The sequence below is a fragment of the Marinobacter lacisalsi genome (assembly GCF_042651045.1).
Taxonomy (GTDB): Bacteria; Pseudomonadota; Gammaproteobacteria; order Pseudomonadales; family Oleiphilaceae; genus Marinobacter; species Marinobacter lacisalsi.
Map to the genome: position 1 here is coordinate 88436 of NZ_JBHSDI010000012.1, position 16841 is coordinate 105276.

Sequence of the window (16841 nt, forward strand, 5' to 3'; positions counted from 1 at the left end):
TTCCTGGATCAGACACAGGCTGTTCCCAGACCATTCAAGCCATGGTGCCCATTCCAACACGCCCGGCAGCAGGAACCGCGTGTCTGGCAGCGCCCTGCTCAGCTCAGGTGCCGGAAACGTCGCCGGAAACGGGGAGCCCCTGGCAAAACTGGAAGACCACCTGTTCTGTTGGCTGCTCGACAGCTCACCCAGGCAGATTGCGGAGCCGTCGCCACTGACCGGAAAGGTCCTGCGCGAGTTGGACAACCGCCTGGCAAACAATGCCCTGATGGAACTTCCCCGCCAGCCGCTGACGCTGCCCACATTGATGCGAACGCTGGCCAGTGAGAAAACCTCCCGCAAGGAGGTAACCAGCATCATTCTCAGCGATGCATCACTCACTAACCAGGTACTGCAGGTCGCCAACAGCCCGTTCTTCAAGGTTGGTGACCAGCCAGTGGAGACGGTGGATCAGGCGGTCTTTCTACTGGGGCTCGACGGCATCCGCAACGTGGCTTCGGCGTCGGTCATGCGCCCCATGCTGGCCGCCCGCAACTCCACGGAATCCACCTTCGCCCAGCGGGTCTGGCGATGGGGGCTGACCTGCGCCCGTTCCGCCGAACTCATCGCCCTGACCCAGAAACAGGAAAGCACCAGCTATTTCATGGTGGGCCTGCTGCCGGCCCTGTCGTACCTGACCCTGCGACGGGAGGTGCAAAACATCTTCGATCGTAAATTCCCGGGGCAGACACCGGCCGCCGAGACGTTCCACGAAGCCATGCGAACCTTCCAGTGGGCGACCGCCCAGAACGTTGCCCATGCCTGGAACCTGCCTCCCCGCTACCATGCCCTGCTGCTGACCGCAGAGCGCCCGGCCCCTGAACGGGATCACTCCCCGCTCAACGATGGTATTGTCCTTGGCACCCGGGAGGCCCTGCGGAACGCCCACCAGCGGAACCTCGGTGACGACGAGCTGCTCAGCCTGCTGGGTATCAATGCAGAGCAGCTGGGCAAGGTCCGCCACGTGCTGTCACGTCTCCTGGCCGAGGGGCTATCCAGCCGCTGAGGCATCTGCCGACTGCATCAGCTCGGCGAACGATCGGGTCTGATCCACCCGGATTTCCGGCAGCAACTCCGGCGGCAGCACGGCCGGCAAGCGCTGGACCACGCCTTCCTCGTCGTCTCTTACCGCATTGAGCACATCCCCCACGCGGATCAGGTCCAACGCCCGACCGGGCACCAGATGATCACCGGATGGCCCCGCCAGAGTCAGAAGGCCCTTGCGGATCAGCTTGTCGGAGATACGCCGGGTAATCTCCCCGGGCACTCGCATGTCCTGTTCCAGTTTTTCCTGTTGCGGGGCAGGCAAGCCCCTGGCAAAGGGCTGACAGGCGCTCCACATAAGCACCAGGGCCACCCTCTCCTGCAGCTCGGGTGACGGATCCACGTCACGCATCTTGGAGACATTGCCCGGGTTCTGCAGGTAAAACGCGATACTGGACCCCATCAGCAGGATCATCCAGTTGATGTAGGTCCAGATCAGCACAATGATGCCGATGGCAAAACTGGAGTAAATGGCCGCATACCTGGTCGAGCCCGCCACAAACGACGCGAAGATCATACCGCCTGCCTGCCAGGAGACCCCCGCAATAACCCCACCTACGAGAGCGTAACGCAGCTTGACCCGGGTATTGGGAATGAAAACATAAACGAAGGTAAATGCGCCCACCACAAGGAAAAAAGGCGTCAGCCGGCTCGCCAGCAGCACCGCTGTTCCGAAAGGCTCAATCTCGATCAGCCGCTGCACGAACGCCGACGAGAAAATGGTGGCTGATATACCGATGGCAGACACCATCAGCAGCGGCCCGATCATGATCACACTCAGATAATTGGAAAAGCGCTGGGCCAGTGAGCGCATATCCGGAACCCGCCAGATCATGTTGAAGGAACGCTCAATCTTCTGCACCAGGGCAATCACCGTATAGACCAGCAGCGCCAGGCCCACCGAACCCAGCACGCCCACCTTCATATTATCCACAAAGCCCAGAACCTGGTCCGCCAGCTCGACTCCCTGGCTCCCCAGGGGCTGGAAGAACTGGTACAGGAACGGCTCGATACGCTGGTGCACACCCAGGGCCTTCAGCACCGAGAAGCTCAGCGCGAGCAACGGAACAATGCTCAACAGGGTGGTGTACACCAGACTCATGGCGTGCAGGGTCAGTTGGCCACTGGCCACATCACGCATCACGGCATAGGCGGTCCGCCCCGCCTTGTAGAGCCACGTCCAGGGCCAGTGTTGCGGCGGATTGGGATTGGAAAGGATCCAGCGCTCTGCTCGGTTGAGTCGCTCTTTAAACTGGAATGAGGCCACACAAAATCCTTTGTCGCTTCCGGGGATACCACTGATCGGCCTGTATGCGTCGGGCAGCTTTCTGGCGCCTATTACAGGTTCCCGATTCTAGAGCAATTAAGGGAGAGTATGGCTGAAAATCGGACGGGGAGAAATGCGGGAGGGATCGAACGCCCCCCCAGCAGGCGGGATTGGATTACTCCCGGTTGGCAATCTTGCTCAGGTTCTCGTTGATCTTGAAGATCACGATAAACAGTTCACAGTAGATGCGGACCATCAGGAACCCCCCGACAATAATCCCCAGCCCCATGAGGAAGCTGCCAAAGGTGAAGCCCTGGTAGCCAGAAAACATGCTGCCAACGCCACCGATGACTACCCCGACAATCGACAACCAGTAGATCACGGTAATGATCTTCGGGGTGACCATGGAATCAAAATTCAGAAACATTTTCAGCATTCTACTTTTCCTTGATTTGCACATTGGGTAAACGCCGGACTCGCCGTCAAGACCGCTACTGGAAGGGGTCGATGGGCAGGCACGTACGCTTGCGGGTTCCCCGAATCGCTTCGGCGGGATCTTTGGTTTCAGCGTGGGCCGGACATCGGGAAAGTGTGGTCGCTACCAGGACGGCAACGCCGGAACGAGCAATAGGTCTCACGCTGACTCCTTGTTATCTGATTACCCTGGCGAGGGAGAATCCGGGAGCCAAACGCTGCGATAACTCCCTTTATCACCATGGTCAGGAATCAAAATAATTTTCCTTAACTTCCGTTAATCTTAAGCGAGAAAGGATGCGTAGTAATAGTGCAGGCGGGAAACTATTACGCCATTTTACATTTTCAATACAAACGCGCCAGAAAGCGTAACGCGTTGTTACACATCGACAGGGCGCCCGGCCTGCTGGCCGCCCCACCTCCTCCGGCAGGACGGCAAAGGTGGCTACCGGTTCTCGTAATAATCCCCCCGCACCAGCTCGGCACTGCCAGATAACACAGTGACAAACTTGCGATTGGAGGCCTCCTCATGGCGCACTTCGATTCGGGCCTCCTCGGTGGTTTTCTCCAGTTCATCACCCTCGAAAACCTCCGCAGTATCTCCCGTATTCAGGATATCAACGGTGGGGTCATCCGAGTCATCTCCACCGCCCCCGCCTCCACTACAGCCAGTCAGGCTCACTGTCAGCATGAGTGCCCACAGGGTTCGTATCAGAGTTCTGTTTCCACGCGTATAAGCAATAATCATATAGGTTCCTCCGGTCAGAAACGCAGCGGTCGGGTCAGCGGCGTTTCCACGGTAATGCTGGCGCCACTCTCGTCATCCTCCACCGTAGCTTTGGCCCCGGGCTCAAACAGGGACTCCAGGCTGGTGGGGGCATCAATACCGATGCAGCGGACCGCATCACTGTCGTAGTACCCAAAACCGGTACCGGTTTCGCCATTGCCGAAGGTCTCCACCCAGGCGCAGCGGTCGCCATCACCCAGCCTGGACCGGGCCCGAAGCGTGCCGTCCTCATCAATCGTGGTAGAAGCCCCTGGCGCATTGAACTGGGCGCTGGACTGCGTTCCGGCACGGTTCACCAGGTGGTGCCGGGCCCGACCCTGGCTGTCTGCAACAACCGTCATCGTGCGCCCGTCGACAGAGCTTCGGGTGGTTACCTGTGGACTACCATCCGGGCCCTCCTCCATCACCGTGCGGGTGCCAGGGATCCGGCTGCTGGCGCGGGTGGATTCGCCGTTGATGGCCACTTCATGGCGCACCTCGCCATTGGCGAGCAGTTCCGCCAGCATGTCGGCATCACCGGAACCGGCCACTGCCACCACCCGGTCAGCAAAGCGAATGGACAGGTTCACTGGCAGGCGGACAGTCATCTCGTTGTCTGACTGGCCGGAACGCCCCGCCAGACGATGCAGCGAACTGCCGTCCAGCCGGATACGGGAAGACAACACCCCGCCCCCGTCCGGAAGCGTCTGGCTGACGTCGAAACCGTCGCCATCCCCTGCTTCCTCCACCCGGAGGTTCTCGTTACCGCTTTCCACATCGGTGATCTCGATACGGGCCAGGTTCTGGCTTGCGCCAGCACCGGAGACAACCTCCGCTGCCCGGCGCAGGCCATTACGGTCGGGGTCCGCATCGCGGGACACTACCCGAACACCGTCGCTGTCCAGGGCAATGGCGGAACCCGGGGCTAGATCCACCGGGGTGCCGCTGTCCCGGTACTGCACGCGACCGCCCGCAGTGATCTCGGCCACCTGGGAGGTTGCGCCCGCCGGCAGGTCCACCATGGTGTAGCCATCAACTTCCACCACCCCCGTGGAACCGGGGGAACGGACCGCGATAGCGGATGACAACACGCCATCTGACGGGCCATTCCGACGGCTGAGAATGCTTGCCTCACCCCTTGGGGTAATCCGGTATTCCTGCGCGGCGACATCATTGATGCCCACCGCACCACTGGTCACGGTGACCGCTCCATCGGCCGCGAGCATCAGCGTTGCCGGTATCGGGTCAAAAGCCACAGCAGTCGTGTGGTCGCTGCCATCCGCCCCCGTGTAGACCGAAGTAACAGTCACTTCGCCCGTAGGTGACTGGATAATGGTCACCCGGGTCTGACCGGGACCCTCATCACCAAAGACGGCCTCGCTGCGCATGCTCCCCTGGGGCAGTGATGTGACCACCAGGTTGCGGGCCTGGCTGACCAGGCGGCTGCCCGGTTCGGCGTCACCGCCCTGGCGGAAGCTGCTGACCTCGGCCCCGCCGGTCGGGTCGATCCGCACCACCTGCTCGCTGCCATCGTCCTGGCTGAAGGTCAGGGTCTGGCCACCGTTACCATCGCTGTTTGTGGTGGGCAACGGGGCGGACGGGTCGTCGAGGATGACCGAAACATTCCTGGGCACGCCATTGGCATCCACATAGTCGATGTCATAGCGGGCGCGGGAGGGCTGCTCGTCGGTATAGGAGGGCCAGCCGGACGCCGGCGCATCCAGAACCGGATCGGACGGGTCCACCAACTGACGGTCACTGGCCTCGTCCTCTCCCGGCTCCACCGGGCTGGTGACTGGATCGTCACCGCCCTCATCGGGGCCCCCGGCGTTGTCCGTCACCTGAATCCGGAAGGCAGGCAGGCTGGACGCTTCATCGCCATTGCTGGCGGTGATCACAATGGGCTCGCTGGCGCCCACCTGTTCCAGGTCCGGAGTGCCCTGCAAGCGGCCATTGGACGCGTCGAAACTGGCCCAGGCCGGCAGGTTGGTCACCGAGAAGGTCAGCGGGTTGCCGTCAATATCTGTCGCAGTGGGAGTAAACCGGTAGGCCGTGCCCGCCGGAACCGTGTTCTGCGGCGTACCATTGATCAGCGGTTTGTCGGCCACCGGAGCAACCACCAGCCGGACAACAGCCAGTTCGGATTCACGACCGGTGTCGTCCGCAACGGTGTAGGTGAAGCGGTCTTCGCCGTAGAAATCCTCTTCTGGCGTATAGGACACGGTGCCATCTCCGCCTGACGTCAGGGTGCCGTTCAGCGGCTGCTGCGTCACCTGCAGCGAAGCCGGATCCAGGCTGCCATTCAGGTCCTGGTCGTTGCTCAGCGGTGAGATACTGGCATCACTGTCCTCGGCCACCGCCAGATAACGGGGGTTGGCCAGGGGCCGGTTGTTCCCGGGCTGGTCTGTAATCGTGACCGTTGCCGGTGCCGATAGCTGGCCGTCCTCGTCCCGGATCGTGTAGGTAAAGGTATCCGAGCCATTAAAGGTGTCATCAGGGGTGTAGCGGAAAAGGCCCGCTACTGCCTCCAAAATCACAGTCCCCTGTGTAGTACCGCTCACCAGGGTCAGGGTGGTCGGGTCCAGCGCTCGATCAAGGCCCCGGTCATTGCCCAGCACATTGATGGTCAGTTGGGCGTCGCCCAGGACTTGAACCTGATCATTGCGGGCCAGCGGCGCTCCGGTGAGCCCTACGCTCACAGCAACCGACGCGGTATCGGACACCAGGCCCTGCTCATCCCGCACGGTGTAGTGGAAGACATCCTCACCGCGGAAGTCCGCATCCGGCGTATAGAGTATCTCGCCGGTTTCAGGGTTTACCTCGGCCACACCGTGGCCGGGCAGACGACCAAGTTCCACGGTTGCACTGGCAAGCGCGCTGCCGCTGGCTTCGTCATTGGCCAGTACCTCTACCGACAATGCTGTCGCCGTCGGGGTGGCAACCGAGTCATCACGGGCAACCGGCGCTATCCCGACGTTGGAGACGTTGATAAACAGAGGAGTCGCGGCGGAGCGGACACCATCGGCATCCGCCACCGTGTAGGCAAGGCGTTCCACACCCTCGAAGTCTTCATCGGCCGTATAGGTCAGTTCACCGTTGGCCCACTCTGCGGTGCCGTTGTACGGCCGGAGGACCAGCTCGACGCTCTCCGGATTCAGTGCCACACCAGCGGCGCCGGCGCTATCGTTGTCCAGAATCGCCAGGGTGACGGTACCGCCGGGTGATACCGTTGCCGTGTCGCCACGGGTCTCGGGGGGCAGACCGGCCGGCTCAACCGTCAGGCTGACCGTGGCCGCGTTGGACTCACCACCGAACTCATCCTCCACCACGTAGGTGAAGCTGTCGTCACCGGTATAACCGGCCTCCGGCCGATAGGTGACGGCACCGGTGGCGGTCTCCACCTCGGCCCGGCCGTGGGCCGTTGCGGTGATCACGCGGACACTGGCCGGGGTCAGGCGCCCTTCCTCATCGAGGTCATTGGCCAGTACATCCAGTGCCAGATGCGTGTTCTGGCTCAGAGACGCGTTGTCATTCCCCGCCTCCGGAGCCAGGTTGCCGGCGGTAAACCGCAGCGTGGTGTCGTCCTGGATGCCGGCCCATCCGTTGCCGGCCTCGTCCAGAAGACTGTCTGCGTCCACCTGGACAGCATACTCATGGGTTGGCACCAGGGACTTGTCCAGCGCCACGGTGATCTGCTTGTCGGCCACGGTCACCCGGGCATCGGTGATCGATAGTGCGCTATGGTCCTGCCCGTCTGTCAGGTCCCGCAATGTGAGCTGGCCGCTGTCTGCCACCACCGGCTCGTCGAAGACAAGAACCAGCCCGGAGTCGTAGGGCACATCGGTATCGCCATTGCCCGGGGTGGAGGACTGCAGCATCGGACCACTGCTGTCATAGGTGAAGGTGAAGGGGTCGCTGGCTTTATTCGTATTGCCGGCAACATCATCGGCAACGCCGGCCGGTACCGACAGGGTCACCTCACCGTCGCCTGAACCGGTGACCGTCACCCCGAACTGCCCGTTGCCAAGGTCGGTAAAACCACCGAGGCTGGCATTGGTCACCGTTATATCCCCGACAACAAAACCCGAAACCACCTCACCGAAATCCAGGGTCACATCAACGGGCCCATTAACGGCGCTGCCGGCATCACCACTGGAAATAGTGGGTACGGGGACAGAGCCATCGTATTGCAAGCTGAGCTGGGCAGCGGCCGTGTTGTCATTGCCCGCCGTATCCTTGGCCACGGCGGCACTCACATCCACGGTAACAACGCCATCCGCCGTCGGGGTTATGGTGACGGAATAGGTCGCGCCACTGCCGGAAAAGTCTCCCAAAGTAGCGTTGCTGACAGTGATGTCCCCAACGGTGAAGCCGGTAACCGGTTCCGGGAAACTCACGGTCACCTCAAAGGGCGCCGTAGCCGGATCGCCTGCTGTGGTAGTCAGCGTGGGCTGCGCAGCCGTGGTATCCAGGGACGCCGTATCCGTGACAGCGGCAGCAACGTTGCCTGCGCTGTCTGTTAACACCGCGGACAGAGACAGAGTGCCATCGGAGAGGCCACTGAGGTCGATCCCGCTGACCTGCTCGCCGTCATTGGCAATGGGGCCTGAACCGGTCACGGCCGTGCCGCCACCACTGCTGGAGATGGTGTAGCTGTAGTCGGTCCCGACTTCGGCGCTGGCAAAGGTGAAGCTGGCCGTGGCAGCCTCAGTACTGTTCAGGGTGCCGTCATCAAAGCTGACGCTGTGGCCGATGGGTGCGGCATTGTCGACCTCGGCATTGCTACTATCGGCAACGGTTACCGTATTGCCGGCATTGTCTGTAGCGCTAACCGAAACGTTCAGGTTGCTTCCGGATACAGAGTTGCCATCAATGGTGTAGGTGGCGCTCCAAGTGTCACTGCTGTTGGTGGCAGCGACGGAGGCACCACCGCCCAGAGAAGAAAAGTCGACCGTAACACCATTGATAACGTCACTATTATTGTCCCCGCTGGCGGTATCGTCCCAGGTAACGGTGACAACGTCGCCCAGGATATAGGCTCCCCCATTTCCGGAGCTGCCACTAACACTGATATTGGCATCGCTAACAACAGGGTCGACATCGTCAGCCAGACTAATGGTGGACTCAATAGCCAATGCCGCTGTGTCTTCACCACCATTGACGTCACCACCACTATCGGTAACAGAGGTCAAAGTTACCGTCCGCGTAGAAACACTGAGTGCGGCACTGGTATTGGAATAGGCAATACTGTCAATCAGACTTTGCGCCTGCGAACGACTCAGGCTGGCGCCGGTGAAACTGACTGTCGCGGTAGGGCCTGTAATGGAAACCGCGTAATTCACAGAGTTATTAACCGTTGTGCCAGCATTGCCATCGGTCAACTCAACACTGGAGCCATCCGCAATCAGTGCCTCTTCGGCCCCATGAGCAAGGCCACTGACCGTAAGGGTAAACCCGGCTATGGTTTGGCTGCTTTCCACTGTTGAAAGGTTCGCGCCTGAATACAGGCCAACAGGGGTGGCCCCCTCACTAAAGCCTGGATCAGTGCCCGTGGCGGTCAGAGTGGGCTGATTGTTAACAGCCGCTACCGTCACCGTCGAGCTAACCGCCAGCGAAGCCGTATCATCACCACCGCCACTATCCTGAAGCGAGGTGATGGTAATGGCACGATTACTGGTATCCGGCGTATTGCTGTTGTTCTGATAGCTCAGACTATCAATCAGGGTCTGCGTGGCCGCGCTGGACAGAGTGCCGCCACTCAGGGAGACGGTGGCGGTGGTGCCGGTGACGGAGACGATGTAGCTCAGGCTGTTGCTGGCGGTGGTGCCGGAGTTGCCGTTGGTCAGCACAATCGCTGTGCCGTCGGCGTTGAGGATTTCATCCGTGTCATCATTGACGTTAGTGACGGTCAAGGTCAGCGCGTTCAGGGTCTGCCCGGCCTCGACGGTACTGACGCTGCTTCCGCTGAACAGACTGGCCGCGGCGCCGCCTTCAGTGTAGGTAGGGTTGCTGCCGGCGGCCGTAAGGGTGGGCTCGTCGTTGACTGCCTCTACAGCGAGCGTGGATTGAATTGCTACCGACACAATGTCGTCCCCCCCGTTGGAATCGCCACCACTGTCCTGAAGGCTTGTCAAAGTGACGGTCCGGTTAGCTGTATCGGGCGTGTCACTGTTGTTTTGATAACTGATGTTGTCCACCAGTGTCTGCGCTGCTGCTATGGACAGAGCGCCACCGCTCAGAGAAACCGTTGCGGTGTTGCCTACTACCGATACGGCATAACTCAGGCCATTACCCGCAGTGGTGCCGTTGGTGCCGTTAGTCAGCACAATCGTTGAACCGTCCAGGTTGATCCGCTCGTTGCTGCCATTCGTCACACCGGAGACATTGAAGGTCAAACCGCTGACGGTTTGGCCGGGCTCGATGGTATCGATACTGGTGCCGCTGAACAGCGTTGCCGCTGCGTCGTCTTCGGTGAAGGTCGGGTTGCTACCGCTTGCTGTCAATGTAGGCTCGTTATTGACCCCAGTTATGGACACAGTAGAAACCACCGCCAGCGACGCAGTGTCATCACCACCGCCACTATCCTGAAGCGAGGTGATGGTAATGGCACGATTACTGGTATCCGGCGTATTGCTATTGTTCTGATAGCTCAGACTATCAATCAGGGTCTGCGTGGCAGCGCTGGACAGAGTGCCGCCACTCAGGGAGACCGTGGCGGTGGTGCCGGAAACAGAGACGCTGTAGCTCAGGCTGTTGCTGGCGGTGGTGCCGGAGGTGCCGTTGGTCAGCACAATCGCTGTGCCGTCGGCGTTGAGGATTTCATCCGTGTCATCATTGACGTTGGTGACGGTCAAGGTCAGCGCGTTCAGGGTCTGCCCGGCCTCGACGGCGCTGACACTGCTGCCGCTGAAAAGACTGGCGGCTGCCCCGCCTTCGGTGAAGGTGGGGTTGCTGCCGGTCGAGGTCAGGGTGGGCTCGTCGTTTATGCCGGCCACCGTTACGGTTGAGACGACCGCCAAGGCGGCGGTGTCGTCGCCGTTGGCATTGCCGCCACTGTCCTGAACGCTTGTCAGAGTAACCACACGGTCGCTGGTGTCCGGGGCGTTGCTGTTGTTCTGGTAACTGATGTTATTGACCAGCGTTTGGGCGGCTGCCTCGGACAGGGTGCCGCCGGCCAGGGAAACCGTTGCAGTATTCCCGGCTACCGACACGCTGTAGCTCAGGCTGTTGGTCGCTGTGGTCCCGGAGGTGCCGTTGGTCAGCACAATCGTGCTGCCATCGACATTCATGCGCTCGTTGCTGCCATCGCTGACGTTGGAGACGTTAAAGGTCAGCCCGTTGATCGTTTGTCCGGCTTCGATGGTGCTGACACTGGTGCCGCTGAACAAGCTGGCGGCTGCGCCGCCTTCGGTGAAGGTGGGGTTGCTGCCGGTTGCTGTCAGGGTGGGCTCGTCATTGACCGCGATGACCGAGACTGTGCGTGAGTCGTTGCTGCTGTTGTCGCCGTTGTCCGTTGCGGTGAAGGTGATCGTGCGATCGGATGTGCCGGGATTATCCGATGTGGAGTTGTAGCGAATGGACTGCAGTACTTCCTGGACGTTGACGTTGGTCGCATCGGCGTCGAAGGCAATGGTCAGATTGGTACCGCCGGTGACAACTCCACCGCTTGCACTTAAATCACCAATATCAATGCCATTGCTCAAAATATTGGTGCCGCTGACAGTAATTGAGGGGCCAGCGCCATCGCTGTCGGAAATGGACAATCGGTCGCCGGACTCGGCGTTGGCGGTTATTTGTGCTTGCAGGGTACCGCCGTTCCAGTCCGCATTACCGTCCGGATCGGTCAAGGTGGCGGCAGGGTCAATTTGTGTTGCCGTATTGCCTTCCGTATAAGAGAGGGTGGTGCCTGCAATGGATATGTTTGGGGGGCTGGGAAGTTGAACATTGTTAAGAATAATGTCGTCAATAATGAGACTTTCAAGCTCACCACCGCCACTTTTTTCGATACTTAGTTGAGAAACACCCGACCAGCCAAGGGAGACGGTTTGACCGGAGTTAACTGACAAGCTTGAAGTTGTATAGGTGTTACCCTGAGGAGATGTGAGAGTAAATGCTTGAGATGCACCGCCCTGATTGTATAAGTAAATTGAGCTAACGTCGAAGTTTTCGCCAGAAGAAAAATCGATATAGCCTTTCGTTAACCCGGGCACTGTTGCACCTACATCAAACCAACAGCGGTCATAGGCTCCAACATAACAATACAATGCAGAGCCAGATGTGCTGTTAGAGGATAGCTCAATGGTCTTGCCATCCGTGATATAAGATTTTGTTTGTCCGTAGCTGCCGGAGAACCCGCTCATATTGATGGTCCCGCTTCCGGACGAAAGCCCCAGCGTGGCGGAAAAATCCTTTAAGCTTTCGTGGGAAAAAGGAAATTCGGTTTCGATGGCGCCCTTGCTCAGCTCCAGATCCCAGTCTCCCCCTTGGCTGAGATTTCCGCTGACATCATCAGAGGCCGCAACATCCAGGTGAGTTCGAGATCGAATAATATCGAGAAAATCTTCTCCTTTTGATCCAGCCGCCAAGTTGCAGCCATAAATTAGAAAATCCGCCTCCCGTTTTACGGCTTTGTTCAGTATTTTGAAAAACTCCGTATTTCTCCTAAGATCTTCTCTGTCTACTTGTTGATTACCCAGTTGCAAGACCCCGCTTTCGGAGTGGGAAACCAGATGAATGGCATCCAGTTGGTGATACTCAGAGAGAATGCTCTGAAGAGCCTCCAGCCCTTCGTCATGAATGTTGATAACTCTGACATCCACGCCGGGCTTCAGGCCGGAGGTGAACGCCGAAGGATCCGGTACGGATGCGTCCAGGATTACAACCTCCCGGACGGGGCTTCCCGACCAAATGTCGATCTCACCGATGGGCTCCGGGGTTCGTACAGAAGGCGCTTGACCGGTCTTTATCGAGAATGTCGTTTCCTCGGGTTTCGATATTCGAGTCTGCTGAGAAGACAGTTCGCTTGGCAGTTGCCTTAGGCTCTCCAATAAAGCGGCTGGCTGCTCGAGTCCACGGTCTTTTCTCTGATAGCTTCCATAAGGAATGTACGCAGAGCTAGCTTGGCTCAGGGCGCCCAAGGGTATGAACAATGCCATAAGACTGTTCAACTTGGTGTGTTTCATGCTTAAAGCTCCTGGGGCGAACGTTCGGTTTTCTGTGTGGGGGCGATGATGCTGGCCTCTGTCCCGGTAGTGTCTTTCCAGAACGCCATATCGCTGTACTTTGAAAAAAGATCGGGCGGAAGGATGCTTCGCCTCGGTGTGAACTCGACCTTCCTTTTTACCCGGTGTAAACCATCCACGCCCAGTGTTTGGTCGAACTCGTTTTCTTCGTACTCCACATTGTCGAAATCGTGGCTGTACTCTGTGAGCCCAAGGAATCGGTAAAGTAGCTCGATGGTGCGCTGCGGATTGGTCACCAAAAGGTCATAGTCAAGCAACAACAAGCGGTTGGAGAATTCGCCGTAGTAGGCCTCCTTCAAGGCTGTCCAGGCGCTGCCAACAGAGCTGCCCGCTTGTATTAATGTCTCGCAGCGACTGTAAACGGTCATGCGCGAAGCAGGGTTGAACATGCGGCTGTAGTCGAACGGGTTTTTTCGGTAGATCCGCTCGAAGCTATCCATCACCCATGCCGGGTTGCGCACGCAGCAGATCATCTTGAAGTCGTCGAATAGCTCCACCAACTGGTGCAACCGTGCGGTCCAGATGCGGCTGGTATCGAAGATGACTTCCCGGTCCGTCTGGTCGGCGTAGTAGGCATCGAAGAGCGCCTTGCAGATCCGCTTGCGTTTCTCCTCATCAAAAAACGAGTAAAATTCGCTGCCAGCGCCCATCTGCTCAAGGGCTCCGTTCAACAAGCCGGAAACCGGGCTGCTCATGGAGGCATGAAACCTGGGGTTCTGTCTTAAAATACCGGCAAGCAGCGTAGAACCGGACCTTGGCAGGCCGGATATGAAGTGAAACTGGCTGGCGGACATTAACAACTCCCGGGAATGCGTCCGTCGCTGCCTGGGACAGCGACTACCTTGTAATTTTCTTTATTACTTTTTCGTTAGATACAAGGTAAGTCACAAGGCCGTTACTGTCCTCCACAGAAAAGTAAAATTAGGTAACTTCCTGATTGATTCAGGTACTGAATCGGGGATTGCTCGAAACAACTAAGCGTTGTCGGCCAGATTCCTCGCCGTAATCTCCAAAATCCGCTGCCGCGCCTCGCGACTGGCCCAGGCGGAGTGCGGGATCACGATCAGCATGGGGATATCGTTGGTCAGCAAGGGGGGTCTTCGGTGGGTACGCCGAAGCCGGCGATGGCGCCAGCGTGGTGGGCATCTGTCAGGGCCCGTTCACCTACCTCATCCGCCGCGGCAGGTATTGATGATCAGGGCAGAGCCCTTCATTTGAGGAAAAATATGGCTGACAATCAGAAGGGGAGCAATGCGGGCGGGGTTGAAAGCCCCACCCGCAGACGGGATGACTCCCGGTTGGCAACCTTGCTCAGGTTCTGCTTGATCGACGGACTACCCATGCAGCCCCCTAGCAAGGGTCGATGGGCAGACACGTTCGCTTACGGGTTCCCCGAATCGCTTCGGCGGGATCTTCGGCTTCAGCGTAGGCCGGGCGACGGAGCACCTGCCCCTTTCCCTGGACTTCGCCTTCCACAACACGGGCATAGGCCATGTTCGGTGTACTGCGGGTGACTTCCACAGTGGCGACCAGGCTCTCGGAGCGACCCAGCCCATTACCGGTGTGGCTATTCCGGACAGAGTCGCCAAGAGCAAAGACCTCCCAGCGTTGGCCGGTTTTCATTAGTCCACCGCCCAGGTTGATGATCAGCTCATCCCCCTGACGGCCTTCTACCAGTGGTGGCCAGACTACATCAATAACCGACAATGCCACTTCCTGCCCAGCCCTCTCGAAAAAGGTCTGAATCGTGCCGGGAGAACCATCAAATTCCAGGCCCAGGTATTCCGGTGACAGGTTCAATGTCCGGGTCCAGACAATCTTACCCGTAGCAGGCACCACTACCCGCACCTCCAGAACCAGGGCACCGGTCTGCTTACGACTGCGCTCCCCTGTGAGGCTGGACACCTTTTCCTCGATCCCTATCGTCAGGTCCGTCACCTGGGCAGTGACCAGGTATTCAGCACCTAGCTCATTGCCTAGCATCGCTTTTTCCTGGACCGGAACATCCTCACCCCTCATCCGGTCCCGCTCGGAAAGGATAGCGTTTTCCTTGTCTCTGGCCAGCATGGCGAAGCGGCGGGACTGGACCAGCGCTTCGGTGATGGCCTGGGTCATACGGTCCGATACCTCTACCCGCGACAACCTCTGGTCAGCGATCTCATAGAATGGCCTCGCCGGCCATACCGGGTAGACGGCCATGCGCCAGCGGCCATCATCCGGGTTGCCAGGCGTGTGGTAAACCGGAACATCGACCGTCAGCCTTGCCAGCTTGCCGCCACCAGGAGCATTGGTCACCGATCGCACCCGATAACCACTGATCAACCCCTCCGCAGACACGCTGGTCTGACTGCTCGAACTTTTCTGGATCTCGACACTGGCCTCGCGACCATCCCCGGTCCGAACCGACAGTCGACTCAGGGCAGACTGCACCTGCTTACTGGCACTGATCTGGGCGCCGCGTACCTGACGTACGGCGTCTCCCAGAGCATTAAAGATCGCCTGCTCACGATCGACGCCCGTGGCCTCTGCCTGCACCGTCCGGATTTCTGTGGCCGCATGGGTCAGAGCCGGTACCAGCACCAATGCAAGCACCATAATGATGCGTTTTACCATGAGCCGAAGGATCCTGTACTACGGGTGGATTTCTCTGTTGCCGGCTGGCTGCTGCCAGAAGCCCCTGTTTTTGCCTTTTCGGCGGCCTGGTCTTTACCCTGGGCCTGGGCAGACGTGGCCGGCGACCAGTACTTTACATAGCCCAGGTAAGGGTGACCGGTAGCCGGGTCCACCGCGTCCCACTGGGCGACCGTCTGAATGCCGGTCAGGCGGGCATTGGCTTCGGATTTGAGGATGTTGTTGACCATGCGGCCGATGCCTTCCGATGTTTTAATCTCGGCACTGCCGTCGCCACGGGTCTCGCGTACCTTCTGTTTGAGCTTTCGGCGAGTGGCCTCTTTCTGCCCCTGCACCGTCATCGATGCAAACTGGGCCAGCCAGCCATCGGCCATCAACATGGCTTCGTCCCGCGCGGCTTCCATCTCAGCGGCGATTTCGAATTCTTCCATATTGCCACGGGTAAGTTGCGGGCCGGACGTACCAAACGACAGCAGCCCGTAACGCCCCTGCTCATCCACCACCGGCTGTACCCCGAAATACCCGAGCATGGGCTCACCTTCGCGGACCTGCGGATCCAGCCGTGCGCGGATATCATCGATGGGTATGGCCTTGCCGGCCGTTGAGTTGTTGGAGCGAAGCTGGCGACCGAACTCACTGAACCGGTCAGAACGAACCACCACCACACTCATGCGCCCATTGTTGACCGGGCCGTCGCCGCCAACTTCCTCGATCACGCCGAAGATCCCTACGCCGCTCAGGCGGCCCATGGCCCGCCAGGTGGTCTCACTGACGAATTCGTCGTAAATCAGGTTCTTGCGCTCGGCTACCGTCATCTCTGGCAGTTTCGAAGAATCAACACCGAGCTCGGCAAGCATGGCGTTCATGCTCTGTACCGTGAGCTCTGCGGCGCGACCGGCAACGGCCTTGCCCAGGGCGTCCATACTGGTGGTATCGCGGACGTCCTCGGGTAGATCATCCTTCATGAAGCGATCCGCCAGGGCCACGCCGATATCGACGGAATCCTGGGACACCAGCTCGCCCATGGCTTTCAGGAAGGCCTCTTCGGTCGCGATGATGCGTGCCTGGCTGAATTCGATGGTGGAAGGATCGGCCGCAATGGCCTGACTGGCCACGACCAGGGTGCCGCCGGCGGGGTTCTTCTCCGACTGCCCGCGGACCCAGCCCCGGGCGTCCAGAAACTCCTGAATTTTCTCGTCACCGGGGTCCACTTCCGAAACCGCCATGAACGGAGAAGGCGGAGTCTTGCTGGCGTCCTGCTCAGCAGCCTGGGCCTGCTCGGCCAGATCGGCTTCCTGGGCCAGGAGTGTGGTAGGTGCCGCCATACCCAGAAGGCCTGCGACAACCACGGAGAGAGCTGTCTTTCGATTCATCATGA

At 59.3% G+C, this 16841-nt stretch carries 9 protein-coding genes and 1 pseudogene; 1 reads left to right on the forward strand and 9 read right to left on the reverse strand.

Annotation, left to right across the window (positions count from 1 at the left end; all coding sequences use genetic code 11):
* Positions 1 to 79 precede the first annotated feature (79 nt).
* Entirely contained in the window at positions 80 to 1045 is a 966-nt protein-coding gene (locus ACFOZ5_RS08965) for an HDOD domain-containing protein (protein ID WP_379886702.1), read from the forward strand.
* On the opposite strand, the gene ACFOZ5_RS08970 is transcribed toward ACFOZ5_RS08965, so the two are convergent.
* The 9 genes and pseudogenes from ACFOZ5_RS08970 to ACFOZ5_RS09010 all read right to left on the reverse strand — a co-directional run bounded on the left by ACFOZ5_RS08970 (position 1031) and on the right by ACFOZ5_RS09010 (position 16839).
* Positions 1031 to 2350: a YihY/virulence factor BrkB family protein gene (locus ACFOZ5_RS08970; protein ID WP_379886703.1), complete on the reverse strand. Its 1320-nt coding sequence runs from the start codon at positions 2348 to 2350 to the stop codon at positions 1031 to 1033. The two genes, ACFOZ5_RS08965 and ACFOZ5_RS08970, sit on opposite strands and share 15 nt — an antisense overlap.
* Before the next feature lie 175 nt (positions 2351 to 2525).
* Positions 2526 to 2786, reverse strand: a complete 261-nt coding sequence (locus tag ACFOZ5_RS08975) for a DUF4282 domain-containing protein (RefSeq protein WP_379886704.1) — start codon at positions 2784 to 2786, stop codon at positions 2526 to 2528.
* A 55-nt stretch (positions 2787 to 2841) separates the two neighbouring features.
* Positions 2842 to 2988 carry a hypothetical protein gene (locus tag ACFOZ5_RS08980; RefSeq protein WP_379886705.1) on the reverse strand — a complete coding sequence of 49 codons (147 nt, stop codon included), beginning with the start codon at positions 2986 to 2988 and terminating at the stop codon, positions 2842 to 2844.
* A gap of 281 nt (positions 2989 to 3269) precedes the next feature.
* The gene (locus ACFOZ5_RS08985) at positions 3270 to 3515 is read right to left on the reverse strand and encodes a hypothetical protein (RefSeq protein WP_379886706.1); all 246 of its coding nucleotides are present in this window, start codon (positions 3513 to 3515) and stop codon (positions 3270 to 3272) included.
* Positions 3516 to 3586: 71 nt separating this feature from the next.
* The gene (locus ACFOZ5_RS08990) at positions 3587 to 11437 is read right to left on the reverse strand and encodes an Ig-like domain-containing protein (RefSeq protein ID WP_379886883.1); all 7851 of its coding nucleotides are present in this window, start codon (positions 11435 to 11437) and stop codon (positions 3587 to 3589) included.
* Between the two features lie 555 nt (positions 11438 to 11992).
* A pseudogene (locus tag ACFOZ5_RS08995) lies at positions 11993 to 12772 on the reverse strand (DUF4347 domain-containing protein); the annotation flags it as partial.
* 2 nt (positions 12773 to 12774) lie between these two features.
* Positions 12775 to 13626 carry a sulfotransferase gene (locus tag ACFOZ5_RS09000; protein ID WP_379886707.1) on the reverse strand — a complete coding sequence of 284 codons (852 nt, stop codon included), beginning with the start codon at positions 13624 to 13626 and terminating at the stop codon, positions 12775 to 12777.
* 556 nt (positions 13627 to 14182) lie between these two features.
* Positions 14183 to 15445: a CsgG/HfaB family protein gene (locus ACFOZ5_RS09005; protein WP_379886708.1), complete on the reverse strand. Its 1263-nt coding sequence runs from the start codon at positions 15443 to 15445 to the stop codon at positions 14183 to 14185.
* Positions 15439 to 16839 (reverse strand): DUF6844 domain-containing protein, encoded by a 1401-nt coding sequence (locus tag ACFOZ5_RS09010; RefSeq protein WP_379886709.1) that lies wholly within the window; start codon positions 16837 to 16839, stop codon positions 15439 to 15441. The genes ACFOZ5_RS09005 and ACFOZ5_RS09010 overlap by 7 nt, the downstream gene beginning before the upstream one ends.
* Positions 16840 to 16841 lie beyond the last annotated feature (2 nt).

Bases quoted from the DNA above. Each gene is read 5' to 3' on its own strand.
- ACFOZ5_RS08975 (WP_379886704.1), bottom strand. From the start codon at position 2,786: ATGCTGAAAATGTTTCTGAATTTTGATTCCATGGTCACCCCGAAGATC.
- ACFOZ5_RS08985 (WP_379886706.1), bottom strand. From the start codon at position 3,515: ATGCTGACAGTGAGCCTGACTGGCTGTAGTGGAGGCGGGGGCGGTGGA.
- ACFOZ5_RS09000 (WP_379886707.1), bottom strand. From the start codon at position 13,626: ATGTCCGCCAGCCAGTTTCACTTCATATCCGGCCTGCCAAGGTCCGGT.
- ACFOZ5_RS09005 (WP_379886708.1), bottom strand. From the start codon at position 15,445: ATGGTAAAACGCATCATTATGGTGCTTGCATTGGTGCTGGTACCGGCT.
- ACFOZ5_RS09010 (WP_379886709.1), bottom strand. From the start codon at position 16,839: ATGATGAATCGAAAGACAGCTCTCTCCGTGGTTGTCGCAGGCCTTCTG.